Origin of the sequence: Paraburkholderia sediminicola, assembly GCF_046026855.1 — a bacterium.
Lineage (GTDB): Bacteria > Pseudomonadota > Gammaproteobacteria > Burkholderiales > Burkholderiaceae > Paraburkholderia > Paraburkholderia sediminicola_A.
The window spans coordinates 226,805-252,179 of sequence record NZ_JAQQET010000009.1 but is presented as its reverse complement, the minus strand read 5'-3'; the positions used below and the strand labels follow the sequence as shown (position 1 = coordinate 252,179).

28 protein-coding genes are annotated in these 25,375 nt (G+C 61.5%); 18 read left to right on the top strand and 10 right to left on the bottom strand.

What is annotated here, in order from left to right:
* The first annotated feature begins 27 nt into the window (after nucleotides 1–27).
* Nucleotides 28–351: a hypothetical protein gene (locus PQR40_RS12835; protein ID WP_408222847.1), complete on the top strand. Its 324-nt coding sequence runs from the start codon at nucleotides 28–30 to the stop codon at nucleotides 349–351.
* Here PQR40_RS12835 and nodJ read toward each other — a convergent pair.
* Together nodJ and nodI are read right to left on the bottom strand one after the other, a co-directional pair.
* Nucleotides 291–1,118 (bottom strand): nodulation factor ABC transporter permease subunit NodJ, encoded by an 828-nt coding sequence (gene nodJ, locus PQR40_RS12830; protein WP_408222848.1) that lies wholly within the window; start codon nucleotides 1,116–1,118, stop codon nucleotides 291–293. The two genes, PQR40_RS12835 and nodJ, sit on opposite strands and share 61 nt — an antisense overlap.
* Nucleotides 1,119–1,183: 65 nt before the next feature.
* Nucleotides 1,184–2,098, bottom strand: coding sequence for a nodulation factor ABC transporter ATP-binding protein NodI (gene nodI, locus PQR40_RS12825; protein WP_408222850.1), 915 nt, complete (start codon nucleotides 2,096–2,098; stop codon nucleotides 1,184–1,186).
* 286 nt (nucleotides 2,099–2,384) lie between these two features.
* Here nodI and PQR40_RS12820 point away from each other — a divergent pair, with 286 nt between their 5' ends.
* Entirely contained in the window at nucleotides 2,385–2,861 is a 477-nt protein-coding gene (locus PQR40_RS12820) for a universal stress protein (protein WP_408222852.1), read from the top strand.
* A gap of 124 nt (nucleotides 2,862–2,985) precedes the next feature.
* Here the strand turns inward: PQR40_RS12820 and PQR40_RS12815 are convergent, their stop codons facing one another.
* The 3 genes from PQR40_RS12815 to lexA all read right to left on the bottom strand — a co-directional run bounded on the left by PQR40_RS12815 (nucleotide 2,986) and on the right by lexA (nucleotide 4,855).
* A complete protein-coding gene (locus tag PQR40_RS12815; RefSeq protein ID WP_408222854.1) occupies nucleotides 2,986–3,651 on the bottom strand; it encodes a DUF2939 domain-containing protein in 666 nt (221 codons plus the stop codon).
* A gap of 149 nt (nucleotides 3,652–3,800) precedes the next feature.
* Nucleotides 3,801–4,145, bottom strand: coding sequence for a hypothetical protein (locus PQR40_RS12810; protein ID WP_408222856.1), 345 nt, complete (start codon nucleotides 4,143–4,145; stop codon nucleotides 3,801–3,803).
* A 59-nt stretch (nucleotides 4,146–4,204) separates the two neighbouring features.
* Nucleotides 4,205–4,855, bottom strand: coding sequence for a transcriptional repressor LexA (gene lexA / locus PQR40_RS12805; protein WP_408222858.1), 651 nt, complete (start codon nucleotides 4,853–4,855; stop codon nucleotides 4,205–4,207).
* Between the two features lie 315 nt (nucleotides 4,856–5,170).
* Between lexA and PQR40_RS12800 the strand changes: the two genes are divergently transcribed.
* The 6 genes from PQR40_RS12800 (at nucleotide 5,171) to PQR40_RS12775 (ending at nucleotide 11,592) form a co-directional block, all read left to right on the top strand.
* On the top strand, nucleotides 5,171–6,220 hold the full coding sequence (locus PQR40_RS12800; protein ID WP_408222860.1) for a sulfate ABC transporter substrate-binding protein: 1,050 nt from the start codon (nucleotides 5,171–5,173) through the stop codon (nucleotides 6,218–6,220).
* 136 nt (nucleotides 6,221–6,356) lie between these two features.
* On the top strand, nucleotides 6,357–7,259 hold the full coding sequence (cysT, locus tag PQR40_RS12795) for a sulfate ABC transporter permease subunit CysT (RefSeq protein WP_408335667.1): 903 nt from the start codon (nucleotides 6,357–6,359) through the stop codon (nucleotides 7,257–7,259).
* Nucleotides 7,256–8,290: a sulfate ABC transporter permease subunit CysW gene (gene cysW / locus PQR40_RS12790; RefSeq protein WP_408388713.1), complete on the top strand. Its 1,035-nt coding sequence runs from the start codon at nucleotides 7,256–7,258 to the stop codon at nucleotides 8,288–8,290. The genes cysT and cysW overlap by 4 nt, the downstream gene beginning before the upstream one ends.
* Complete coding sequence (locus tag PQR40_RS12785; protein WP_120291561.1) at nucleotides 8,290–9,348, top strand: sulfate/molybdate ABC transporter ATP-binding protein; 1,059 nt, start codon at nucleotides 8,290–8,292, stop codon at nucleotides 9,346–9,348. Before cysW ends, PQR40_RS12785 begins: the two co-directional genes overlap by 1 nt.
* A 95-nt stretch (nucleotides 9,349–9,443) precedes the next feature.
* The gene (locus tag PQR40_RS12780) at nucleotides 9,444–10,370 is read left to right on the top strand and encodes a CysB family HTH-type transcriptional regulator (protein WP_408222866.1); all 927 of its coding nucleotides are present in this window, start codon (nucleotides 9,444–9,446) and stop codon (nucleotides 10,368–10,370) included.
* A 178-nt stretch (nucleotides 10,371–10,548) separates the two neighbouring features.
* The gene (locus PQR40_RS12775) at nucleotides 10,549–11,592 is read left to right on the top strand and encodes an asparaginase (protein WP_408509096.1); all 1,044 of its coding nucleotides are present in this window, start codon (nucleotides 10,549–10,551) and stop codon (nucleotides 11,590–11,592) included.
* Between the two features lie 159 nt (nucleotides 11,593–11,751).
* Here PQR40_RS12775 and PQR40_RS12770 read toward each other — a convergent pair whose 3' ends face one another.
* From PQR40_RS12770 to gcl, 4 genes are all read right to left on the bottom strand, one after another.
* Nucleotides 11,752–12,153, bottom strand: a complete 402-nt coding sequence (locus PQR40_RS12770) for a DUF3597 domain-containing protein (RefSeq protein ID WP_408222870.1) — start codon at nucleotides 12,151–12,153, stop codon at nucleotides 11,752–11,754.
* Nucleotides 12,154–12,709: 556 nt separating this feature from the next.
* Entirely contained in the window at nucleotides 12,710–13,618 is a 909-nt protein-coding gene (locus PQR40_RS12765; RefSeq protein WP_408509095.1) for a 2-hydroxy-3-oxopropionate reductase, read from the bottom strand.
* A gap of 57 nt (nucleotides 13,619–13,675) precedes the next feature.
* Nucleotides 13,676–14,485, bottom strand: coding sequence for a hydroxypyruvate isomerase (hyi, locus tag PQR40_RS12760; protein ID WP_408222874.1), 810 nt, complete (start codon nucleotides 14,483–14,485; stop codon nucleotides 13,676–13,678).
* Nucleotides 14,486–14,595: 110 nt separating this feature from the next.
* The gene (gene gcl, locus PQR40_RS12755; protein ID WP_408222876.1) at nucleotides 14,596–16,371 is read right to left on the bottom strand and encodes a glyoxylate carboligase; all 1,776 of its coding nucleotides are present in this window, start codon (nucleotides 16,369–16,371) and stop codon (nucleotides 14,596–14,598) included.
* A gap of 193 nt (nucleotides 16,372–16,564) precedes the next feature.
* Between gcl and PQR40_RS12750 the strand changes: the two genes are divergently transcribed.
* The 10 genes from PQR40_RS12750 to PQR40_RS12705 all read left to right on the top strand — a co-directional run bounded on the left by PQR40_RS12750 (nucleotide 16,565) and on the right by PQR40_RS12705 (nucleotide 24,353).
* Nucleotides 16,565–17,479 carry a LysR family transcriptional regulator gene (locus tag PQR40_RS12750; RefSeq protein ID WP_408509094.1) on the top strand — a complete coding sequence of 305 codons (915 nt, stop codon included), beginning with the start codon at nucleotides 16,565–16,567 and terminating at the stop codon, nucleotides 17,477–17,479.
* 199 nt (nucleotides 17,480–17,678) lie between these two features.
* Nucleotides 17,679–18,440: an RNA polymerase sigma factor gene (locus PQR40_RS12745; protein ID WP_408509093.1), complete on the top strand. Its 762-nt coding sequence runs from the start codon at nucleotides 17,679–17,681 to the stop codon at nucleotides 18,438–18,440.
* Nucleotides 18,430–19,353 (top strand): anti-sigma factor family protein, encoded by a 924-nt coding sequence (locus tag PQR40_RS12740; RefSeq protein ID WP_408509092.1) that lies wholly within the window; start codon nucleotides 18,430–18,432, stop codon nucleotides 19,351–19,353. Before PQR40_RS12745 ends, PQR40_RS12740 begins: the two co-directional genes overlap by 11 nt.
* A 228-nt stretch (nucleotides 19,354–19,581) precedes the next feature.
* Complete coding sequence (rpsF, locus tag PQR40_RS12735; protein ID WP_408509091.1) at nucleotides 19,582–19,956, top strand: 30S ribosomal protein S6; 375 nt, start codon at nucleotides 19,582–19,584, stop codon at nucleotides 19,954–19,956.
* A gap of 50 nt (nucleotides 19,957–20,006) precedes the next feature.
* On the top strand, nucleotides 20,007–20,306 hold the full coding sequence (gene priB / locus PQR40_RS12730) for a primosomal replication protein N (RefSeq protein ID WP_028196682.1): 300 nt from the start codon (nucleotides 20,007–20,009) through the stop codon (nucleotides 20,304–20,306).
* A gap of 2 nt (nucleotides 20,307–20,308) precedes the next feature.
* A complete protein-coding gene (gene rpsR, locus PQR40_RS12725) occupies nucleotides 20,309–20,584 on the top strand; it encodes a 30S ribosomal protein S18 (RefSeq protein WP_012432802.1) in 276 nt (91 codons plus the stop codon).
* A 27-nt stretch (nucleotides 20,585–20,611) separates the two neighbouring features.
* Complete coding sequence (rplI, locus tag PQR40_RS12720; RefSeq protein WP_408222884.1) at nucleotides 20,612–21,064, top strand: 50S ribosomal protein L9; 453 nt, start codon at nucleotides 20,612–20,614, stop codon at nucleotides 21,062–21,064.
* A gap of 147 nt (nucleotides 21,065–21,211) precedes the next feature.
* Nucleotides 21,212–22,600 carry a replicative DNA helicase gene (locus PQR40_RS12715; protein WP_408217284.1) on the top strand — a complete coding sequence of 463 codons (1,389 nt, stop codon included), beginning with the start codon at nucleotides 21,212–21,214 and terminating at the stop codon, nucleotides 22,598–22,600.
* A 116-nt stretch (nucleotides 22,601–22,716) separates the two neighbouring features.
* Nucleotides 22,717–23,343 carry a DUF47 domain-containing protein gene (locus PQR40_RS12710; RefSeq protein WP_007182106.1) on the top strand — a complete coding sequence of 209 codons (627 nt, stop codon included), beginning with the start codon at nucleotides 22,717–22,719 and terminating at the stop codon, nucleotides 23,341–23,343.
* Nucleotides 23,343–24,353 (top strand): inorganic phosphate transporter, encoded by a 1,011-nt coding sequence (locus PQR40_RS12705; protein ID WP_408222886.1) that lies wholly within the window; start codon nucleotides 23,343–23,345, stop codon nucleotides 24,351–24,353. The genes PQR40_RS12710 and PQR40_RS12705 overlap by 1 nt, the downstream gene beginning before the upstream one ends.
* A gap of 152 nt (nucleotides 24,354–24,505) precedes the next feature.
* On the opposite strand, the gene PQR40_RS12700 is transcribed toward PQR40_RS12705, so the two are convergent.
* Nucleotides 24,506–25,312, bottom strand: a complete 807-nt coding sequence (locus tag PQR40_RS12700) for an SDR family oxidoreductase (protein ID WP_408223257.1) — start codon at nucleotides 25,310–25,312, stop codon at nucleotides 24,506–24,508.
* Nucleotides 25,313–25,375 lie beyond the last annotated feature (63 nt).

The following is a 25,375-nucleotide window of genomic DNA, read 5'->3' as shown; positions in this document are numbered from 1 at the left end:
TTCTTTGCAGCAGGCAAAGAAAAGTAGGTGCCTGCCCCGCACAGGGGCGACGCTAATAAACCACTAAAAATTCAAGGAAAGGCCAAGAAACCAGATCAAGGAAAGCCCAACACCGTAGGCAAACAAACCAAAAGCGCCGCCCAGGTCAACAGTTCAAAAAACGGTTCAAAAAATCCAGTTCAAGGAAACGCCAACGCCGCAGGCGAACAGACAAACAAGCGCCGCGAAGCACAAAAAACCATCCACCCGCCACTCGAAAAATCGCCAGGCCGCAGGCCCCCAACCCAACCCTATTTCATCATCCTGCGCCGAAACAAAACCGCTGAAACAACAAACCCACCCACCGCATAAACCACCAGCACGGCAACGTGTAAAACAGCACCATCGACAGGCCGCCCAAGCATAGCCGGCCGAATCAGATCGACAGCATGCGCCAAAGGCAAAAGTTCAGTCACGACTCGCGCCGCAGCCGGCAACTGTGAAACAGGAAAGAACACACCAGACAACAACAGCATCGGCGTCAACACCAACGTCTGGTAAAACATAAAGAAGTCGTACGACGGAGCGAGCGCGGTTACCACCATCGCGATACTCGCGAATGCGAGCCCCGTCAACACGATCACCGGCAGCGCCAGCAGCATCGACGGAAAACTCGCATAGCCCAGGCTACCCGCGACCAGCATGATCGCCGCGCCCGATAACATCGATTTGCTCCCCGCCCAGATCACCTCGCCGAGCACGATGTCGCCGAGTGTCAGCGGCGTATGCATGATCGCCTCCCACGTGCGCTGTACGTGCATGCGCGAAAAGCCCGAATACATCGACTCGAAACTGGCCGACATCATCACGCTCGATGCCACCGTGCCCGCCGCGAGAAACGCGATGTACGATACGCCGTCGACGTGCCCGACCATCAGGCCAAGCCCGAAGCCCAGGCCGAACAGATAGATCATCGGATCGGCAAGATTGCCGAACATCGAAGCAACCGCGAGCTTCCTCCAGACCAGGTAGTTGCGGCGCCACACCGCAATCCAGTTCACGGCGTTGGCGGGGAAAGCGGCGAAAGTTTCCTGCTTCGACGGTGCCTCGCCGTGGGTTTCGTAAGTGCGTGCGTCCATTGCGTGTCTCTTGCCGTGTCGTTATAGCTGTAGAGGATTGCGAACTGAGCCGGGATCGATTCGCATCAATCCTGCATCTCACGCCCGGTCAGACGCAGGAACACATCTTCCAGATTGGCCGGGCGATGCAGATAGCGCAGATCGGCGCGTTGTTTGAGCCGGGCATGTACCGGCTGAGCGTCGTTCACATAGCAGAAGAGCGTCTCGCCGCTGATCTCGGTGCGCTCAACAAGCGGTGCCAATTCATCGCGCAACGCAACCGGATCGGGTCCGAAGATTTCGATCACGTCGCAGCCGATCTCGGATGTGATCAATGCGCTCGGCGCGCCTTCGGCGATTTTGCGTCCTTCCTCGATCACGCAGAGGCGATGACACAGCCGCTCGGCTTCTTCCATGAAGTGCGTGGTGAGCAGGATGGTCTTGCCGCGCGCGAGCAGCGAGCGCAGCCGCTCCCAGATCAGATGGCGGGCTTGCGGATCGAGGCCGGTGGTCGGCTCGTCCATGATCAGCACGTCAGGATCGTTGACGAGCGCGCGAGCCAGCGTGAGGCGCCGCTTCATGCCGCCCGACAGTTCGCTCACGCGTGCATCCGCCTTATTTTCGAGGCGTGCAAATTCGAGCAGCGACGGTACCATCGCGCGGCATTGCGCGGCGCTCAGACCGAAGTAGCGGCCGAATACCAGCAGGTTTTCGCGGACCGTGAAATCGGGATCGAGATTGTCGAACTGCGGCACTACGCCGACACGCGCACGCGCCACGCGCGCGCGGTTGGGAATCGGCTCGCCGCACAGGCGGATCATGCCGGCGTCCGGCGCGGCGATGCCGAGCAGCATGCGCAACGTGGTGGTTTTGCCCGCGCCGTTCGGGCCGAGCAGGCCGAAACATTCCCCGGCGTTGACATGAAACGACAGTCCGTCGACGACCATCTTTTCGCCGTAGCTTTTTTTAACCTGCTGGAATTCAATGGCGAGTTCAGACATGGATCGATTGAGGCTCCGGGAAAAGATGCAAATGGCCGGTAAGGTCGTTCATTCTATGGCATCGGCAGACAGGTGTTGATCGTCGCCGGATGCGGCGGACGGCGTTTCTTGCGCTGCGGCAAAGGTTCCCGCGCGCCCGCGACTCGACCCACGCCGGCCTAAACCCGCCACGAATCCAGCACGCACCTGTTTAGGGCGCACTTAGCGTTTTCCATCCCTTGCAACCTGAATTGCGGCGCACCATGATTCATTAAGACCGCGTTCCTCGCGGGATGGGAGAAAAATCATGGCGAGCTACCAAAAAATCCTGCTGTGCTACGACGGCTCGCGTGAAGGCCGCAAAGCGTTACGTTGCGGCGCCGACCTGGCGTTGGATCTGAAGGCGGAAACGCACTTACTATCCGTGGTCGACATGCGTTCGAGCATTGCGCAAAGCGCGGGCCTGCTGACCGATGTGGCTTGCGGCAGTTTCGAAAAAACAGCCCGCGACATCCTGCAGGAAGGGGTGGACTGGCTCACCGAACGCGGCGTGACCGCGCAAGGGCATTTTGCGTTTGGCCATCCGATCGACGAGATCGCCCACCTCGCCAACGAATTGCATGTCGATCTCGTGGTGGTCGGCCACCGTTGCCGCACCGGCCTGTCACGATGGTGGATGGGCGCGGGGAATACACCGCTGCTCGACCGGATCTCGTGCAGCATTCTGGTGGCGTGCTCTTCCGCGAAGGAGCAGGAGCAGGAGCAGCAGCAAGTGGCGGCTTGACTCACGGCGGTGTGGGAGCGCGTGGGCGGAGTGGAATGGGCCACGTGAGCCGAACGGTCGCTCGTTCAGGGCACCCGTTCGGCCAAACTGTGATTCGCTCAGGCCGATAGCGCATGCCAGGCGATCACTCGTTCAGATTGACCGCAGCCAGCTTCCATGTGAACAGACCTTCACGCTGCAAGATCGCCGAGTAACGCGCGTCACCGGCACCATGCTGATAAGTGACGACGAACTCGTTGAGGCCGCGATAGCCTGCCGTGGTTTGCGGCGGTTGCGGCGGTTGCGGCGGCGTAGCGTCGTTGCCGTTGTTAGCTGCGCCGTTATTCGTATTGCCGGCAACCGGGGGTTGCGGCGCAGGCGCTGCTGCGGCCGGCGGATTTTCCGCAGCGCCCGGCACCGGCGGCCGCTCGCCCGGGTTGCCGCGCGGCGGCATGCCATTCAGCAATGCCGCGACGCCGTCGGGTGTTGCATAGGCGTCGACCAGCGGACCGATCAAGGCCACGCCGATCATTGCGCCAATTGCCGCGAACGGATTGCCGTTGCCATGCGCGTCGAGCCGACGTGTTAACAAGCCGGTGACCTGTTGCTTCAGGCTCTCGCGCAATGCGGGAAAGTCGACGTATTCATTGACGGTTTGCGCATCACGCGCATCCGCCGCGCGCTTGAGGTTGTTCAGCGCCATGTAGGGCGACGCGTAAGCGAACCCCAATGCGGCGATGACCACAATCACAATCAAAGTGACGATCAGTGGCCGGGTGGCGTTGCGCCTCGTAGGTGTTGAATCTGCCATCTAGTGGGACTCTCCATCAGGTGTGATCTAACGTGGACCGTAGCCACGCGAAAACGATCCCAGGCGATGCGATATCCGAGAAGGCGCCGGCTGGCGAAAAGCCGTTACGTGCGCCGCACTGCAGTAGCGGATTGTCTGTGCAGTGCCGCTTAAGACTCGAATACCGCGCCGTGCACATTGGCTTCGTCGGCGATGCAGCGATCGATCATGCGGCACACGGCGTCTACGGTGCCGACCATGATCAGCCGTGACGGCCCGTGATACACGCGCACCGGCGCACGACGTGCCGGTTCAGCCGTATTCAGCCCCGAATTCAACGACACACGAGCAAAAGCCGGCAGCGAGGAAGGCAAGCTCGATACGCTGGTGGGCTCGTCGAACAGCGATGGCGCGCTGGCCGTGGACGCCTCGATCAGTGAGCAGGGCACCAGCTTGCGCAGGTGGCGCAAACGACCGAACTGGCGAAAAGGCAGCAGGCGGGCAAAGCGTTCCATGAGTCTCTCCAGGCGTTTCAACGTTGGGGCAGCTTCGGTTTGGCGGACGAGCAGGGTAGTCAGAACTCGCCGGGGCGGATCAGCCCAACAGCGATACCCTCCAGCGCGAACTCCGCACTGCCGGTTTCAACGAAGATGTTTTCGTAATCGGGGTTCTCAGCGATCAGCTCGAGACCGTTCGGGCGGCGCTTCAGCCGTTTGACCGTTACGTCGTCGCCGAGACGCGCGATGATGATCTGGCCGTCGTTGGCTTCGCTTTTCTTCTGCACCGCGAGCAGGTCGCCGTCGAAAATACCCGCGTCGCGCATGGACAGCCCGCGCACCTTCAGCAGGTAATCCGGCTTGCTCGAGAACAGCGCCGGGTCGCACGCATAGTGCTGCGAGATATGTTCCTGCGCGAGGATCGGGCTACCCGCCGCAACCCGGCCGATCAGCGGCAACGAAAGTTGCATGATGCTGGCGTGCGGTAGCGTGAACTGGTACGGCGAATCTTCCGAGCCGCCCAGCAGGCGAATGCCCCGCGACGCACCCGCCGCGAGTTCGATCACGCCCTTGCGAGCCAGCGCCCGCAAATGTTCTTCTGCCGAGTTGGCCGAGCTGAAACCCAGCTCGGCGGCGATCTCCGCGCGGGTGGGCGGAAAGCCGCTGCGTTCGATGGCCCGGCGGATCAGATCGAAAACCTGCTGTTGTCGTGCGGTGAGTTTGGTCATGGGGCCACTGTATGTATGAACAGGTGCCTGTATTTTTATACAGTATTCCGCGCAATTCAAGCTTTACTTTAAGTTCGCGGTCCGGGGTGGCGTTCCGGCGCCGTAAACGGACGCTACAACACCCGTTTTCGTGTCGCAACGCCTTATCCAGCCGTCATTACCACTTTTGCGTATTAAAGAATGAAGAAACATTATTTTTAATGATGAAAGCTCTTCGATAGACTGCCCTTCGAGTTGGCGCTCATGTGCACGTGACCGCGACGTAAAAGAACACCACACGCTGTTTCAGCGGACCACAACGCGGAGAAAGTTGGCATGAACCATCAAGGTACGGGGCTGGCAGGCAGGACCAGAAAATTCATCGCGGCGCTCGCATTCGGCGCAGTCGGCACGATTGCCACGGTCGGCGTCATGACGCCGGCACATGCAGCCGACGCAACGCTGCTGAACGTGTCGTATGACCCGACACGCGAGTTGTACCAGGACGTCAACCAGGCATTCGGCAAGGAATGGAAGGCCAAAACGGGCGAAACGATCACCTTCAAGCAGTCGCATGGCGGTTCGGGCGCGCAAGCTCGTTCGGTGCTGGACGGTTTGCAGGCGGACGTCGTGACCCTGGCGCTCGCCTACGATATTGACGCGCTGGCTAGCAAGGGATTGCTCGACAAAGGCTGGCAAAAGCGTTTGCCGGACAACGCGTCGCCGTACACGTCGACGATCGTGTTTCTCGTGCGCAAGGGCAACCCGAAGCACATCAAGGATTGGGACGATCTGATCAAGCCGGGCGTGTCGATCGTCACGCCGAATCCGAAAACCTCGGGTGGCGCACGCTGGAACTACCTGGCTGCATGGGCTTATGCAGAACATCAGCCGGGCGGCAACGACCAGAAGGCCAGGGAATTCGTCGGCAAGCTCTATAAGAATGCCGGCGTACTGGATTCGGGCGCGCGTGGCGCGACCACCAGCTTCGTGCAACGCGGGATCGGCGACGTACTGATTGCGTGGGAAAACGAAGCGTTCCTCTCGCTGAAGGAATTCGGGCCGGAGAAGTTTGAAATCGTCGTGCCGTCGGTGAGCATTCTGGCCGAGCCGCCGGTTGCCGTGGTGGACAAGGTGGTCGACAGGCACGGCACGCGCAAGCTGGCCGAGGCGTATCTGAACTTCCTGTACAGCGAGCAGGGTCAGGAGATCGCGGCGAAGAACTTCTATCGTCCGCGTTCGAACAAGGTGCCGGCTGAGCTGACCTCGAAGTTTCCCAAGCTGAAGCTGTACACGATCGACGATTCGTTCGGCGGCTGGGCGAACGCGCAGAAGACGCACTTTGCCGATGGTGGCGTGTTCGATTCGATCTACTCGCCGCAGTAAGCGACACACAGTTGAACCCGCGTCGTTAAAACGCGCATGTATCACCCGCCACGAAGCGCGCCCACCGGGCGCGCTTTTTGGCCAGTCAGGCGGCCGAAAAAAGAGCCGCCGGCCTCAACCCTGAAGAGTACTCAGCATGACGACGTTCACCTTCCGAAAACCGAGCGCATTGCCCGGTTTTGGCCTGACACTCGGCATCACGGTGGCTTATCTGAGCCTCGTGGTGCTGATTCCGCTGGCGGCGACCTTTCTCAAGACCGCGACGCTCGACTGGAGTCAGTTCGTGCGCGCGGTGAGCTCGCCGCGCGTGCTCGCGTCGTATCGCCTGACGTTTTTCTCGGCCCTCGGCGGCGCGCTGATCAACGCGGTGTTCGGCTTTCTGGTCGCGTGGGTGCTGGTGCGCTATACGTTCCCGTTCAAGCGCATTGTCGATGCGGTGGTCGATCTGCCGTTTGCGCTGCCTACGTCGGTGGCGGGCATTTCGCTCGCGGCCGTGTATGCGGGCAATGGCTGGATCGGGCAGTTTCTCGAACCGCTCGGCATCAAGATCGCCTTTACGCCGGCTGGCGTACTCATCGCGCTGACGTTTATCGGCTTGCCGTTCGTCGTGCGGACTGTCCAGCCGGTGCTCGAAGAGTTCGAACGCGAGCAGGAAGAGGCCGCTGCGTGCCTCGGCGCTTCGCGCTGGCTGACCTTTCGCCGCGTGGTGCTGCCGGCGGTGTTCCCGGCCTTGCTGACCGGTTTCGCGCTGGCGTTCGCGCGGGCGCTAGGCGAGTACGGGTCGGTGATTTTCATCGCCGGTAACGTGCCGATGAAATCGGAAATCACGTCGCTGCTGATCATTACCAAACTCGAACAATACGATTACGCCGGTGCCACGGCCATCGCGGTCGTGATGCTAGTGGTATCGTTTCTGATGCTGTTGTTCATCAATACGCTGCAGTGGTATCTGCAGCGCCGGACGGGTCGTGGCGGCGCGGGTCCTGCGCCGGCCGTTGCGAGCGTGGTGGCGATCGGTGTCGGCGGAGGTGCGCAATGAGCCGCGATTCCGTGAATTCCGTGAAGGGGGCCGGTACGGCCGCGGTCGCCGTGGCGCCACGCGCGCCGCTCAATGTCGCACGCCGGCCCGATCCGGTCACCGAGCCGCCCGTGGTGCGCTGGATTCTGACTGGCATCGCGTTGCTGTTTCTCGCGCTGTTCCTGGTTGTGCCGCTCGTCGCCGTGTTCTATCAGGCTTTGAGCAAGGGCATCGGCTTCTATCTGGAATCGCTTGCCGATCCGGATGCGTTGTCGGCCATCAAACTCACCGTGATTACGGCAGCGATTGCAGTGCCGCTGAATCTCGTGTTCGGTCTCGCTGCGTCGTGGTGTATTGCCAAGTTCGAATTCCGGGGCAAGGCATTGCTGACCACGTTGATCGATCTGCCGTTCTCGGTCTCGCCGGTGATCTCCGGTTTGATCTACGTGCTGATGTTCGGCGCGCAAGGCTGGTTCGGCCCGTGGCTGCTGGACCACAATGTGCAGATCATCTTCGCGGTGCCGGGTATCGTGCTGGCGACGATCTTCGTCACATTCCCGTTCGTCGCGCGTGAACTGATTCCGCTGATGCAGGCGCAAGGCAACGATGAAGAAGAAGCCGCGCATGTGCTCGGCGCATCGGGCTGGCAGATCTTTCGCCGGGTCACGCTGCCGAACGTGAAATGGGGCCTGCTGTATGGCGTGATTCTGTGTAATGCGCGGGCGATGGGCGAGTTCGGCGCGGTGTCAGTGGTGTCCGGCCACATTCGCGGTCAGACCGACACGATGCCGTTGCACGTCGAAATTCTCTATAACGAATACAACTTCTCGGCGGCGTTCGCCGTAGCGTCGGTGCTGGCCTTGCTGGCACTCGTGACGCTCGGTCTGAAACTGCTCGCCGAGCGCCATATGTCGGCGGAACTGTCTGCCGCGCGCGATGTGCCGGCGTACGCAGGGCCTGTCGCGTCGACGTCCGCTTCACAGTCCGGCAATGCAACACATGTACTGCAGCAACAATCAAAGCAACACGCGCTCAAGCAAGGAGAGCTGTAATGGGTATCACCGTTCGTAACCTGCAAAAGCGCTTCGGAGATTTTGTCGCGCTCGATAACGTTTCGCTCGACTTTCCGCCGGGTGAACTGGTTGCGCTGCTCGGGCCGTCGGGGTGTGGCAAGACCACCTTGCTGCGTGTGATTGCCGGGCTCGAATACGCGGACGGCGGCCAGGTCGTGCTGCAAGGCCAGGACGTCGCCACGGTCGGCGCGCGTGAGCGTGAAGTCGGCTTCGTGTTCCAGCATTACGCCTTGTTCCGGCATATGACGGTGTTCGAGAACGTCGCGTTCGGCTTGCGTGTGAAGCCCCGCAAGGAGCGGCCTTCGGAAGCGGTGATTCGCGAGAAGGTGCATGAACTCCTCAAACTTGTGCAACTCGACTGGCTCGCGCAGCGCTATCCGTCGGAACTGTCGGGCGGTCAGCGGCAGCGCATTGCGTTGGCGCGCGCGCTGGCTGTCGAACCTAAGGTGCTGTTGCTCGACGAACCGTTCGGCGCGCTGGATGCGAAGGTGCGCAAGGAATTGCGCAGCTGGCTGCGTCGTTTGCATGACGATCTGCATATCTCGACGATTTTCGTTACGCACGATCAGGAAGAGGCGCTCGAAGTGGCCGACCGTATCGTCGTGTTGAATCGTGGGCATGTGGAGCAGGTGGGCAGTCCGCAAGACGTCTACGACCATCCGCAAACCTCGTTCGTCTACGAGTTTCTCGGCGCGGCGAACCGCCTGCACGGCAAGGTGGATGCGAGCGGCTTCGTGGTCGACGGCGCGGCGTTGCCGGTCGCGATCAAGGCCGATTTCAGCGGGCCTGCGTTTGCCTATGTGCGTCCGCACGATCTGCAGTTGTATCCACAGGCATCTGGCCACCGCGAAGGCATTGTGGTCGATGTGCGGCGCGTGGTGACGCTCGGCGGTTCGGTGCGTGTGGAGCTGGCGGGCCGTGAGGGCAATGTGCTCGAAGCGGAGCTCGATCGCGAATCGTGGCGCGATCTGCAACTGGCGATCGGCGATGGCGTGACCGCAGTGCCGCGCGCGTTGCGCGTATTTCCCGCGCAGTAAACGATGCGACAGGCAGTGCCATAAGCAGCGCGACAACACTCGGCGTTTCGATCAAACTCTAATAACTCGACTCTGGCTTAACCGGAGATATACAGATGAACTTCCAGCAATTGCGCTTCGTGCGCGAGGCCGTGCGTCAGAACATGAATCTGACTGAGGTGGCGAATGTGTTGTATACGTCGCAGTCGGGCGTATCGAAACAGATCAAGGATCTGGAAGACGAACTCGGCGTCGATATTTTCATCCGGCGCGGCAAGCGTCTGACGGGCCTCACCGAGCCGGGCAAGGCGGTGCATCAACTGATCGAGCGGATGTTGCTCGATGCGGAGAATCTGCGCCGCGTCGCACGCCAATATGCGGATCAGGACAGCGGTCACCTCGTCGTGGCGACGACTCACACGCAGGCGCGTTACGCGCTGCCGAAGGTGATTCGTCAATTCACCGAGGTGTTCCCGAAGGTGCATCTGGCGTTGCGCCAGGGCAGTCCGCAACAGATTGCGCAGATGATCATCAACGGCGAAGCGGATATCGGTATTTCAACTGAAGCGCTCGACCGCTTCCCGGATATCGTCACGTTCCCGTGCTATTCATGGCATCACGTCGTGGTGGTGCCGAAGGGCCACCCGCTGGTAGGCCGCGAGAATCTGACGCTCGACGAAATCGCCGAATTCCCGATCGTCACGTACGACCAGGACTTTACGGGCCGCTCGCACATTGACCAGGCGTTCGCGAAAGCGGGCGCGTTGCCTGACGTCGTGTTGACCGCAATCGATGCCGACGTGATCAAGACTTACGTCGAACTCGGCATGGGCATCGGCATAGTCGCGGCCATGGCCTACGACCCGAAGCGCGACTCGGAACTGGTCGCGCTGGATACGCAGCATCTGTTCGAGGCAAGCACGACGCGGGTCGGTTTGCGCAAGGGCGCGTTCCTGCGTGCCTATGCGTACCGGCTGATCGAGATGTTCGCGCCGCAGTTGAACGAAGCGGAAATCGCGGCGCAACTGCGCGAGGCGGTTTGAAGCGGAGCCGGACCGTCATGGTCTGGCACGATTCACTGGTGTAACTCACTCGTGTGGTCCGGCGGCGCGCAGGCTGGCCTGAATCCGCCGATTTGAGCGTCCGGGCAAGCCAAAACGAACGGGTATCCGTTTTTTTTCACGCATGGCGGCGTGCGGCGCATCGCTTACAATCGCCGCCATGAATACTTTGACCTCATCTTCCGCGACGCCTTCCGACGAAGGCGCAACGCCCCGGCTGCCGCGCATCGCCGTGCTGGCAACCGGCGGCACGATCGCCGGGTCGGCCGCGGACGCCACCAACACGTCCGGCTACCAGGCGGGTGTGGTCGGCGTCGATCAATTGCTGGCCGTGGTGCCGGCTTTGTCCACGGTCGCGCGAATCGCGCCTGAACAGATTGCCAGCGTTGACAGTAAAGACATGGCGATGCTGCTTTGGACCACGCTCGCGCAACGCATCAACACGCTGCTGGCCGCCGATGACGTCGACGGCGTGGTGGTCACGCACGGCACCGACACACTCGAAGAAACCGCCTATCTGTTGCATCTGACGATCAAGTCGGATAAGCCGGTCGTGCTGACAGCGGCAATGCGTCCGGCATCGGCGCTGTCCGCCGATGGTCCGTTGAATCTGCTGAATGCCGTGACGGTTGCGGCGCACGAGGGTTCGCGCGGGCAGGGCGTGCTGGTGGCCTTCAACAACAAGATCCACAGTGCGCGCGACGTGGTCAAGACGAGCACGTACGCCGTCGATGCCTTCCAGTCCCCGGAGATCGGTGCGCTCGGTTGGGTGCAGGACGGCCGTGTCGAATTCCAGCGCAGCGTAGTGCGCCCGCATACGCTCGCGGCCGAATTCGTGATCGGCGCCAAGTGGCCGCATGTGGAGGTTGTCGTGAGCTATGCAGGCGTCTCGCGGATCGCCGTGGATGCGTTGGTGGCGACCGGCGTGCGCGGCATCGTGGTGGCGGGCACGGGCAACGGCTCGATTCACGCTTCCATGCAACAGGCATTGGCCGACGCAGCCTCGCAAGGTGTGGCGGTGGTGCGTTCGTCGCGTGTGGGCTCAGGTCACGTCATGCGCAACGGCGCAGCTGCGGACGATGCGCTCGGTTTCATCAGCGCGGGCTCGCTGAATCCGTACAAGGCGCGGGTTCTGCTGATGCTCGCACTGGCCGCCGGTGGCACGGGGCCGGTTGCGTTGCAGAAGACTTTCGATACGTACTGATTGATTTGGCGCGGACAACCCGGTTCAAGGTCAGAACCGTGTCCCGCACATGAAGCTTGAATGACAACGCGGCGCCCAGGTCATCGACCCGGGCGCCGCGTTGTCGTTTCAGCTTAAGGTTTATCGCAATCGCCGGAACCAGGCGACGCCAGCAAACCGTTAGGCCGCCAGATCCGGAGGCAACTTCCCGCCGTTCGCCGCCAGCGCTTGCATCACCTGTTTGTGCAGCCAGACGTTCATGCTCGCCGAATCGTTCGTGTCGCCGCTGTACTTCAGCTCCTGTGCGAGCTGCTTGCGATGCTCGAGGCTGCTGTCGACGCCGAGCGCTTTCAGCGTGTCGACGATCGACGTGCGCCAGTTCAACGTTTGCCCGCTCTCACTCACGAACTGGTCCATGACGACAGCGACGTCGACGTCGGCCAGCGGCGGGGGCGCCGGTGCAGCCTCCGGCGCAGCAGCTTGCGCCGCTGCCGGATCCGGTGTCGGCTCAACCGCAGGCGCAGGCTGGTCGGGCTTCGCTTTGCCGAAGAGCTTGTTTACGATGTCACCAAAGATGCTCATTCTGAATCCTTTGCAGATGGGTTTCTGGCGCAAGCACATTCCGCTTACGGGTTGAACACTGGTCTGGAATCGGGCGAATGAGGCAGAGGACATGCTTTGCCACAATCGGCAAGCCGCACTTGAACGCTGATACGCCCGCAACCAGACTCAACGAGTGTAGGAGAAAAGCGCGAAGCAATGTGTCAAAAAAGGTCGCGCCGCGGGCGCGGAGTTGCAAGCAAATGCAAGCGGACTTGCGAGCACACGCGCGAGGAGACCTGCAAAGAGAGGTGCTGGCAGGCGGCGTGCATGAAGCACCCGCTGCGAGAGTTTGGCGGAAAACGCATAACTTTGAAATCCGACAGCCGGACACCCGACGACGACGTCTGACCGACCAAGGCTTCCCCGGCGCCGCCGGGTGCCGCTGCGGACCCCACTTGCCGCTCTCAGCCCAGAGCGGCACGATTTGCCCGGTCCGCCGTGCTTGCTGCACGACTAACCGGGCGCCCCACCTGCGATTGCCGTGACGTTAGCGATGCAACCGTCGCGGCAATCCATATTTGCTTCAGTTTGCGCGTCAGGCAGCCTTGGCTTCGCTACCCGGTGCCTGCGCGACTTCGTAGTTCGCCATGATTTCCAGCGCGCGCACCATCGCCGAGTGATCCCATGCCTTGCCGCCGTTGGCTGCGCACACGCTGAACAGCTGTTGCGCGCTCGCCGTATGCGGCAGGGCGATGCCGAGCTTGCGTGCGCCGTCCAGTGCGAGGTTCAGATCCTTCTGATGCAGTTCGATGCGGAAGCCCGGGTCGAAGTTGCGCTTGGTCATGCGTTCGCCGTGCACTTCGAGAATGCGCGACGAAGCGAAGCCGCCCATCAATGCCTTGCGCACGCGCTCCGGATCGGCGCCCGAGCGCGAAGCGAACAGCAGTGCTTCAGCAACTGCTTCGATGTTCAGCGCAACGATGATCTGGTTCGCGACCTTGCAGGTCTGACCCGCACCGTTGTCGCCGATCAGCGAGATGTTCTTGCCCATCAGTTCGAACAGCGGCTTGGCAAATGCGAAGGCCTTTTCCGGGCCGCCCACCATGATCGTCAGCGACGCTTCACGCGCGCCGACTTCGCCGCCGGACACCGGTGCATCGAGGTAGTCGGCGCCGAGCGCGTTGATCTTCTTCGCGAAGGCTTGCGTGTCGAGCGGCGAGATCGAGCTCATGTCGATCACCAGCTTGCCCTGCGAGAGGCCGGCGGCGACGCCGTCGTCGGCGAACAGCACGTTGGCGACGTCAGGCGTGTCCGGCACCATGATGATGACGATGTCGGCGGCTTGTGCGACAGCCGTCGAACTGGCGACGACGCTCGCGCTTTTGCTCAGATCTTCCGGCACCGGGTACGCGCCATTCACGAACAGCGTGTGACCGCCCTTGATGAGGTTGCGCGCCATGTGCGCGCCCATGATGCCGAGGCCGATGAAACCGATCTTTGCCATGTGTCTAAATCTCCAGTGTTGTTTGGGGAGGTGTGCCTGATGTGATCAATGGATCGATCAGGCGGCGGCGTGGGCTGCGCCGCGGGTTTGCCCAGCCACGCTCTGCACCCAGCCGAGGCCGGCGGCAGTGGTCGTGCGCGGCTTGTATTCGCAACCGACGTAGCCTTCGTAGCCGAGCGAATCGAGCAGGTCGAACAGGAACGGGTAGTTGATTTCGCCAGTGCCCGGTTCGTTGCGGCCCGGGTTGTCGGCGAGCTGAATGTGCGCGATCTGCGGCAGATTCTTTTTGATCGTTGCCGCGAGTTCGCCTTCCATCCGTTGCATGTGATAGATGTCGTATTGCAGGAACAGATTGTCCGAACCCACGGCGCGAATCACATCGAGGCCTTCGCCCGAACGGTTCAGCGCGAAGCCGGGGATGTCGTACGAATTGCACGGCTCGACCAGCAGCCTGATGCCCGCTTTCTTCAATTCGCCCGCGGCGAAGCGCAGGTTGTCGACGATCGTCGAGCGTGCTTTGTCTGCATCGACGCCCGCCGTCGGAATACCGACGAGGCAGTTCAGTTGCGGCACCTTCAGGGCCGTCGCGTATTCGATCGCGCGGCCGACGCCTTCCTGAAACTCGCCCACGCGATCCGGCAGGCACGCGATGCCGCGTTCACCCGCTTCCCAGTTGCCCGCGGGCAGGTTGTGCAACACGAGCTTGAGACGGTTCTGCTGCAGACGCTCGCTCAATTCAGCGATCTGATACGGATACGGAAACAGGAATTCGACTGCGTTGAAGCCCGCGTCCGCTGCTGCCGCAAAACGGTCGAGGAACGGGACTTCGTTGAACAGCATGGTGAGATTCGCTGCAAATTTCGGCATGATGCTTGTGTCTCGCTGGTCGGTCAGTGGAATAACTTCATGAGGCGGCCGAGGGATGCCGGGCCGCGCTCATGTGATGCACATCGGGTCAAAGCGTCTGGACGCTCAGTTCAGTCAAGCATGCTGATTGCCGTCGGCGCGTCTGCGCGCTTTTCGGCCAGCTCTTCGAACTCGTTGACCGCGTCGATCTCGGTGCCCATCGAAATGTTGGTCACACGTTCGAGGATCACTTCGACGATCACCGGCACGTTGAATTCGGAGAGCATCGATTGCGCTTTCAACAGCGCCGGCTTCAGTTCTTCCGGTTTGAACACGCGGATCGCCTTGCAACCCAGGCCTTCGGCAACCGCCACGTGATCCACGCCGTAGCCGTTCATTTCCGGCGCATTGATGTTCTCGAAGCCCAGCTGCACGCAGAAGTCCATATCGAACGCGCGCTGTGCCTGGCGGATCAAACCGAGGTACGAGTTGTTCACCACCACGTGCACATACGGCAGCTTGAATTGCGCGCCGACTGCCAGTTCTTCGATCATGAACTGGAAGTCGTAGTCGCCCGAGAGTGCGACGATCGGACGTTGCGGGTCGGCTGCGCGCACACCGAGTGCTGCCGGAATCGTCCAGCCCAGCGGGCCTGCCTGGCCGCAGTTGATCCAGTTGCGCGCCTTGTAGACGTGCAGGAATTGCGCGCCGGCGATCTGCGACAAACCGATCGTGCTCACGTAGCAGGTATCGCGGCCGAACACCTGATTCATCTCTTCGTACACGCGCTGCGGCTTCATCGGCACGTTGTCGAAGTGCGTCTTGCGGTGCATCGTCTGCTTGCGTTGCTGGCAATCGGCGACCCATGCGCTGCGGTCCTTCAGCTTGCCGGCGGCCTTCCATTCCTTCGCCACTTCGACGAACAGTTCGAGCGCGAACTTCGCGTCCGATACGATGCCGAGGTCCGGTCCGAACACGCGGCCGATCTGCGTCGGCTCGATGTCCACGTGCACGAACTTACGGCCCTTCGTATAAACCTCGACGCTGCCCGTGTGACGGTTTGCCCAGCGGTTGCCGATGCCGAGCACGAAGTCGGAGGCGAGCATCGTCGCGTTGCCGTAGCGATGCGAGGTTTGCAAGCCAACCATGCCGGCCATCAACGGATGGTCGTCAGGAATCGCACCCCACGACATCAACGTCGGGATCACCGGCACGCCGATGGTTTCGGCGAATTCGACCAGCAGGTCTTCAGCGGCTGCGTTCAGCACGCCGCCACCCGAGACGATCAACGGCTTTTCAGCGTCGTTGAGCATCTTCAGCGCGGCTTCGATCTGCTTGCGCGTTGCTTTGGGCTTGTAGACCGGCAGCGGTTCGTACGTGTCGATGTCGAATTCGATTTCGGCGAGTTGCACGTCGATCGGCAGGTCGACCAGCACCGGACCCGGACGGCCCGAGCGCATCAGGTGGAATGCCTGCTGGAACACGCGCGGCACGAGAGCCGGCTCACGCACGGTGACGGCCCACTTGGTGACCGGTTTGGCGATCGATTCGATATCGACGGCCTGGAAGTCTTCCTTGTACAGACGCGCGCGCGGCGCCTGGCCCGTGATAGCGAGAATAGGAATCGAGTCGGCCTGAGCGGAGTACAAACCGGTGATCATGTCGGTGCCGGCGGGGCCTGACGTGCCGATACACACGCCGATGTTGCCCGGCTGGGCGCGCGTATAGCCTTCGGCCATGTGCGACGCACCTTCGACGTGACGTGCCAGTACGTGGCTGATGCTGCCTGCCTTGCGCATGGCCGAGTAGAACGGGTTGATTGCTGCGCCCGGAACGCCGAATGCGGTGTTGATGCCTTCTTTTTCGAGCACCAGCACGGCTGCGTCGACGGCTCTCATCTTGGCCATGAATGTCTCCTGAATGTCTTGGGTGGGCGAATGGGTTGGCTAACGAATTCGCTGACGGATGTGCAAACCAAAAGGTGTTGATCGAACTGTAGGCTTCACCTAAAGGTTTGATAAGATCAGTTCGGGTCGCTTATTTCGAAACAAAAAGTATGGAATGGCGTGTGGCGACGCACGAGACGGGTAGGAGACAAAAATGGATCGCTTCAAACAGATCGAAACTTTCGTGCGCGTCGCCGATGCGGGCAGTCTCGCGGCGGCCGCGCTGGAAGAGGGGGTGTCGCCGGTGATTCTCGGGCGCCGCATCGACGCGCTGGAAAAGCGCCTCGGCGTGAAGCTGATGTACCGCTCGACGCGGCGCCTCGTGGTTAGCGAAGACGGCGCGGCGTTTCTCGAGCGCTGCCGCGGCCTGCTGACCGAATGGGATCAGGCGGAAAACGAACTGAGCGCCGGACGGCGCGCGGTGAACGGCCATCTGATCGTGTCGGCGCCGGCTGCATTCGGGCGCAAGCACGTTGCGCCGCTCGCGCCGCCTTTTCTCGCCGACAAGCCCGAATTGCAGGTGTCGTTCAATCTGACCGACCGGGTCGTGGATCTGGTGCGGGAGGGTTACGACCTGTCGATCCGGATCGGCGGTGCCGTCGATCCGAATTTCGTCGCGGTGAAGCTGGCGTCGAACCGGCGGGTGGTGTGCGGTACGCCGGCATATTTCCGCCAATACGGCAAGCCGAAAACGCTCGAAGATCTGCCGCAGCACAACTGTCTGGCGTTCAACCTGCAAGGCGGGCAGAACCGCGGCTGGTACTTCCGCCGCAACGGCAAACTTGCGACAGTGCGGGTGGGCGGCACGCTCGACTGTAACGACGGCGAGCTGCTGCATCGCTGGGTATCCGAAGGGCTCGGGCTCGGCTGGCGCTCCACATGGGAAATCCAGCAGCAACTGGCGCGCGGCGAACTGGAAACCGTGCTGGATGAATTTGCGCTGCCCGACTACGACATTCTGGCGGTCTATCCGCAGCAACGTTATGTGCCGGCCAAGGTGCGCTACTTCATCGATTACCTGAAAGAGGTGTATGCCAGCGAGGATTACTGGAATCGCCCAATCTACTAGCGCAGGTGGGCATGCCTGCTTTTTCGCCCAGGCCGCCGTCATCGTGCCGTTCAGCGTTTCGTGCCGTGATCCGCGGTGCACAGGCTTTTCGGCCTTTTTTTGCAGATTCCACGCAGGGGCGGGAATAAACTCGGTCTGTGGCCGGTCATGTTGTGAAGACGAGTCACACAGCGTAGCCGCAATGCCCTGGAGGGCCGAGGTGGGTCAACCCGATTCAAATGCCGCTGGCGCGCACGACGACGCGGCGCGTAGCCGCCGTTTTCAGCAACTGGCGCTGCCGCACCTCGACGCCGCGTACAACCTTGCGCGCTGGTTGTGCGGTAACGCCAACGATGCCGACGACGTGGTGCAGGAAGCGTTCATGCGCGCGTTCCGTTTCTTCGACACCTTCCGGGGCGACTCGGCCCGGCCGTGGCTGCTTGCGATCGTGCGCCGCACCTGGTACACGGAGTGGCGGCGGCGCGCGTCGTCGCATGAAGTGGTCGAGTTCGACGACACCATGGACGACGCGACCTTCGACGGCTGGAGCGCGGGCGGCGCCGATCCGCAGACGCTCCTGATCCGTAATGAGGACACGAAACTGGTGCACGAGGCGCTCGCGCAGTTGCCGGTCGAGTACCGGGAGGTGCTGATCCTGCGGGAACTTGAGGAAATGGGTTATCGCGAGATCGCGACGGTGGCCGATGTGCCGATCGGCACGGTGATGTCGCGGCTCGCGCGGGGCAGGCGCAAGCTGGCCGCGCTGCTGACGGCGAAGCAGGCGTCCGGGCTTCCGGGGACCGGCCTACCGGCGTCCGGGCATCCGGGAGGGGGCGGTTCGCCGCGAGCCACGATGCCGGGCGCCTCTACGACACCCACTGCTTCCGTAACGCCACTCCGGGCGGCTTCCAACGGCCGTCCATCCAGCAACCCCGGCGCAAGCGCCGCCGGCTCAGATCAGGAGACGCCAGATGGACTGTAACGAAGCGCGGCCGCTCCTCGATGCGAACGCCGACCACGAATTGACCGCGCCGGATGCTCAGCGCGTTCAGCAGCACATTGACAGTTGCGACGCTTGCCGGCGCGAAAGCGAAAACCTGCATGCGTTGAGCGCCTCGCTGCGCACACAACCCTATCATCGGGCGCCGGATGCCCTGCGGGCGCGGATTCTAGCTGCCCTTCCGGAGGGCGACATCGCCGTCCACGAGCCCATCGGAGCCCCACGGGCCGCCACACAGCCGAGGCCGAAGCGGAGTTGGCTGGGTAACTGGCTGAATGGCTGGCCGCGTCCGCAAGGCGCGATGGGCCGGCCCGGCGGGGGCGCAGGCACAGGCGCAACGATCGGGCAGGGCTGGCTCGCCGGGCTGGTGGTCGCGCTCGGTGCGGTGGCGGTAGGCGTCACATTGAACCTGCATCATCCGGCGCAAGCCGGCCCGTTCGCCGATGAACTGGTCGAAAGCCATGTGCGGGCGCAAATGTCCGGGCACGACATCGACGTCATTTCGACTGACAAGCACACGGTCAAGCCGTGGTTCAACGGCCGGATCGACTATTCGCCGCCGGTCGAGGACCTCGCGGCAAACGGTTTTCCGCTTGAAGGCGGCCGTCTGGATTACATCGCGCATCAGCGGGTGGCGGTGCTGGTGTATCGCTATCAGAAGCACATCATCGACGTCTATGTGTTTCCGGAAGCGCGCGCCGGCGATGCGGGACGAGACGCGGCCGCTGGGCTTTCGATGGCGCAGACCCGCGAGGGTTACTCGCTCGCACACTGGAACGCGCAGGGGATGACCTGGTGGGCCGTCACCGATGCCGCGCCGGACGCGCTCAGTGGGCTCGAAACGGCGCTGAAAGCCCGTCTGGCGGGCGGCAGCGAGCAGACCGAGGGGGGCTGAGCGGGTGCGGCATGCGCGCGATCCGGTGGTGATGTCGCCGGACGCGGATGCGTGGCGATCATTTGTCTGCTTTGCCCTAAACCCTTGAAAACACACCCGATTCGTGCACTGCATTCACGGGATATCTTGCAACCCGGCCCCAATCGGGTTACACTCTTTGGCTTCTCACTTGCCACACCGGTTCAGACGCCCGGGTGGCTCTAATCCACAAGTCCACAAGGAGTGTGTATGCGTCATTATGAAATCGTCTTTATTGTGCACCCCGATCAGAGCGAGCAAGTGCCCGCCATGATCGAGCGTTACAAAAGCACGATCACCTCGCACAGTGGCCAGATCCACCGTATCGAAGACTGGGGCCGTCGCCAACTGGCCTACATGATCGAGAAACTCGCGAAGGCTCACTACGTCTGCATGAACATCGAATGCGACCAAACCACGCTCGACGAGCTGGAACACGCATTCAAGTTCAACGACGCTGTTCTGCGTCACCTGATCGTCAAGATGAAGAAGGCCGAAACCGGCCCGTCGCCGATGATGAAGGAAGTGCAGCGCGAAGAAGCCAAGAAGTCGGCTGCTACGCAACCGTCCGAAGCGCAGGCTTAAGACACACTATTTAAGCTACCAGATCAAGCGTCGCCCTCGTCAAAGGTTACATGAATCGGCTGCAACTTACGGCCAGCGTCGTCGAACGCGAACCGGTGCGGTATACCCCCGCCGGCGTTCCGATTGCAGGTTGCACGTTGCACCACCGCACGGAAGTCGTCGAAGCCGGTATTGCCCGGCAAGTCGAACTGACCATGCAGGCAGTAGCCGCAGGCGAGGCGAGCGGTAAGCTGGAAGGCTGTCAGATGGGCGTAGAAACGCTCTTCACAGGCTTTCTGGCGAAAAAGCACCGCAACGCAAGAACGCTGGTATTTCACATCACAGAATTGCAGGACATTGGAAAGGACTGAACATGCCCCGCCCGACTGGTAAGAAATTCGACAAACGTCGTCAGCAACAAAATCCGCTTTTCAAGCGCAAGAAGTTCTGCCGTTTCACGGCCGCTAACGTCGATCATATCGACTACAAAGACCTCGAAACGCTGAAGGACTTCATCGGCGAAAACGGCAAGATCACGCCGGCGCGTCTCACGGGTACGAAGTCGCACTATCAACGCCAGCTGGATACGGCAATCAAGCGCGCACGTTTCCTCGCGCTGGTGCCGTACACCGACCAGCACAAGGCCTAACCCGACGACGCGATAAGGAGTATCCGAATGCAAATTATTCTTCTGGAAAAAGTCGTCAACCTGGGCAACCTGGGCGATATCGTCAAGGTGAAGGACGGTTACGCACGTAACTTCCTGATCCCGAACAAGCAAGCTCGCCGTGCAACGAAGGAAGCCCTGGCTGAATTCGAGGTCCGCCGCGCCGAACTCGAAAAGACTGCAGCTGAAAAGCTGGCTGCCGCTCAAGCTCAAGGCGAAAAGCTGGCAGGCTCGACGGTTCAGATCGGTCAGAAGGCTGGCGTTGACGGTCGTCTGTTCGGCTCGGTGACGAATGCCGACATCGCTGACGCACTGGTCAAGCAAGGCTTCGCAGTGGAAAAGGCGCAAGTGCGTCTGCCGGAAGGCCCGCTGAAGCTGGTCGGCGACCACGCTGTTCAGGTTTCGCTGCACACCGACGTGCTCGTCGATGTGACGGTGGCTGTGCTCGGCGAACACGTCTAAGCATCAAGTAAGCATCTGCCAGGACGTTGCTGGCAAAAGGCAGGGGCCGGGTGACCGGCCCCTGCCTTTTTTATTGCCCGTTGTCGATGCATCGAAGTATCGGTTTTTGATTTCCCTCCGCGCGCATTTACCCGATAATTCCTCTCCATGAACGCACCGTCCAAAGATCCCCAAATCGAGTCGCTGAAAGTCCCGCCGCATTCGATCGAAGCCGAGCAGTCGGTGCTGGGCGGCCTGCTGCTCGACAACGCGGCATGGGACCGCATTGCCGACTTCCTGTCGCAGAGCGATTTTTACCGATACGACCACCGCATCATCTTTGAGCACATCGGCAAGCTGATCGCGGCGACCCGCCCGGCCGACGTGATTACCGTGTACGAAGCGCTCGGCACGTCGGGCAAGGCGGAGGATGTCGGCGGCCTCGCGTACCTGAACGCGCTGGCGCAGAACACGCCGAGCGCGGCCAATATCCGCCGCTACGCGGAAATTGTGCGCGATCGCGCAGTGTTGCGCCGTCTCGTCTCGGTGGCTGACGAAATCTCGGCGGACGCATTCAATCCGCAAGGCAAGGAAGTCCGCCAGTTGCTGGACGAGGCCGAATCGAAGGTGTTTTCGATCGCTGAAGACGGTGCGCGCGGCACGCAGGGTTTTCTGGAAATCGGCCCGCTGCTCACGCAGGTGGTCGAACGGATCGACACGCTGTATCACACCGCCAATCCGAGCGACGTGACCGGCACGCCGACGGGCTTCGTCGACCTGGATCGCATGACCTCCGGTATGCATGGCGGCGAGCTGATCATCGTGGCGGGCCGCCCGTCGATGGGTAAAACGGCGTTTTCAATGAACGTCGGCGAATACGTGGCGGTCGAGTACGGCCTGCCGGTCGCCGTGTTTTCCATGGAAATGCCGGGCTCGCAACTCACCATGCGTATGCTGGGCTCGGTTGGCCGGCTCGACCAGCACCGCATGCGGACGGGGCGCCTGACCGACGAGGATTGGCCGAAGCTCACGCACGCGGTGCAGAAAATGAGCGAGGCGCAGATTTTCATCGACGAAACTGGCGGCCTGAACCCGATGGAGCTGCGTTCGCGCGCGCGTCGGCTGTCGCGCCAGTGCGGCAAACTCGGTCTGATCATCATCGACTATTTGCAACTGATGAGCGGCTCGTCGTCGGCGGGCGAGAACCGTGCAACCGAAATCTCGGAAATCTCGCGTTCGCTGAAAAGCCTCGCCAAAGAGCTCGATGTACCCGTGATCGCGTTGTCGCAGCTCAACCGGGGTCTCGAACAGCGCCCGAACAAGCGGCCGATCATGTCCGACTTACGCGAATCCGGCGCTATCGAGCAGGATGCGGACGTCATCCTGTTCATTTATCGCGATGAAGTGTACAACCCGGACAGCCCGGACAAGGGCACGGCGGAGATCATCATCGGTAAACAGCGGAATGGTCCGATCGGTCCGGTTCGACTCACGTTCCATGGCCAATTCACGAAGTTCGACAATTTTGCCGGCGCGCAGAATTTCTACAGCGAGTAAAGAGATAACTGCTGGGCCTGTTGTAACGACGCTTTCAAAAGTGCGGCATCGATCCCGGAACGGTACAATGTGGCGGTTTTATGTCAGCCAATATGTGACCAATTTTCGGGATCCCAATGTTCGGTCGATTCATGCCCACCGAGGGCAAGTTCTTTGAAATTTTCAATGCGCACGCAACGTGCATCGTCTCCGCAAGCCGTGAGCTCGAGCTGCTGATCGACAACCTTCAGGACGCCGAGACCCATAAGCAAAACGTGCAGAAAGCCGAAAAGGCCGCTGACAAGCTCACGCACGAAACCATCGACCTGCTGCACAAGACTTTCATCACGCCGCTCGACCGCGACGAGATCCACAAGCTGATCACCACGATGGACGACATCCTCGATCTGATGGAGGACGTTGCCACCGCTATCTCGCTGTACGACGTACAGGCAGTGACCTCCGAAGCGAGCCAGCTGGCGCACATCTGCACGGCGACCTCCGAGCGCGTGCAGTTCGCCGTCAGCCTGCTGTCGGACATGAAGCAGGCGAGTCAGATCCTGAAGGCATGCGAGGAAATCGACCGTCTGGAATCGGAAGCCGACCGCGTGCTGCGCTCGGCCATGTCGAAACTTTTCCGGGAAGAAGACAACGTCAAGACGCTGATCAAGCTGAAGGCGATCTACGAACTGCTCGAAACGATCACCGACAAGTGTGAGGACGTGGCGAACATCATCGAAGGCATCGTGCTGGAAAACGCATAATGCAATCGATACAACTCGCTATCTGGGTCGTCGCCGGCCTGGTCGCCGTCGCACTGATTTTCGACTTCATGAACGGCTTCCACGACGCGGCGAATTCGATCGCCACGGTCGTGTCGACCGGCGTGCTGAAGCCGCAGCAGGCCGTGGCCTTCGCGGCGGCTTTCAACGTTGTCGCGTATTTCGTGTTCCATCTGAAAGTGGCCCAGACGGTCGGCAAGGGCACGATCGATCCGGCTATCGTCGACCACTACGTCATTTTCGGTGCGCTGGTGGGGGCGATCGGCTGGAACATCATCACGTGGCATTACGGTATTCCGTCGAGCTCCTCGCATGCGCTGATCGGTGGGTTGGTGGGCGCGGCGCTCGCCAAGTCGGGCTGGGGTTCGCTCAATATCGACGGATTGATGAAGACGGTAGCCTTCATTTTCATCTCGCCGCTGCTCGGTTTCGTACTCGGCTCGTTCTTCATGCTGGCGGTGTCGTGGATCTATTTCCGCACGCCACCGAGCAAGGTGGACCGGCGGTTCCGGCGTCTGCAACTGGTCTCGGCAGGCTTGTATAGCCTTGGCCACGGCGGTAACGACGCGCAGAAAACCATCGGCATCATCTGGATGCTGCTGATCGCGACCGGGTACGCTTCGTCGATCGCGGACGCGCCGCCGCTGTGGGTGATCGGCGGCTGCTATCTGTCGATGGGGGTCGGCACGTTGTTCGGCGGCTGGCGGATCGTCCGGACGATGGGCCAGAAGATCACCAAGCTGAAGCCGGTTGGTGGTTTTTGCGCGGAGGCGGGCGGGGCGATTACGCTGTTTACCGCGTCGTGGCTCGGCATTCCGGTGTCCACCACGCACACGATCACCGGCGCGATTGTCGGTGTCGGCGCTACGCAGAAGTTGAGCGCGGTGCGTTGGGGTGTGGCTGGCAACATCGTCTGGGCATGGATTCTGACGATTCCGGCCTCCGCGGCGCTCTCCGCTGCTGCCTGGTGGCTCGGTCACCGCTTGCTGTAAGCGCGCAGACGGGGCGGCAAATTCCTACGTCTTTTCAGGATTCGGCTTGACGGCTTTGGCTTCAAAGCCCGAAAAGCTTTAAGTCCAATGCCCTTGAGGCGTGAAGCCTCAAACCCCGAAGCCTCAAACTTCAAAGCTGTAAAGCGCGCCGCTCAGATCAGCGGCGTGCTGCCTCCATCCATCGGGACGATTGCGCCCGTCACATAGCTCGCGCGGCGGCTCGCCAGAAACAGCGCGACGTCAGCGATTTCCTCCGGTTTTGCATAGCGTCCGAGCGGCACTTTAGCCTGCCCGCGCGCGAGCGCGTCCGCGCTTTCTATGCCTTGCTGCGACGCTTCCAGTTTGACCGCTTCCTCGACGCGCTCGGTCAGCGTCGAACCCGGATTGATCGCGTTGATGCGGATGCCGTAGCGCGCGTAGTAGTGGGCGAGGCCCACAGTGGCGAGCATCAGCGCGGCATTCGCGGCGCCGCCGGCGATATGGATGTCGCTTGCGATCTTGCCACCCATGCCGATGATGTTGACGATCGTGCCGGGTGCGGCGCCGTCGCCGGCCTTCACGCGTTCGGCCATGCGCCGCAGCACTTCCTGCTGCGGGTAGATGTAGGGGAAATACTTTGCTTCCATGGTCGCGCGGAATGCATCGGCGTCCAGCGTTTCCGGGTCATAACGACGGGCTGCACCGGCGCTGTTGATCAGCACATCGATGGGGCCGACCGCGGTGGTGACTTCCTCGACGATGTCCGCCGCACTGTGCGGTTCGTGCAGGTCGGCGCGGGTTCGATGGACGTGCAGGCCCTCTTGCTTCAACTGTTCGTAAGCGCGTGCGAGATTGGCGGGGTCGCGCGAAACGATTGCCACTTTCGCCCCCTCCAGGGCAAACGCTCGGGCGCAGGCAAGCCCGATCCCTTTGCTGCCGCCCGTGACCAACACTATCTTGTCTTTCAGCCCGAGATCCATCGTCACCACCCGCTGTCGGAAGAATATCGATGACGATAGCAGATCGGCAGCGTAGCGGGGATG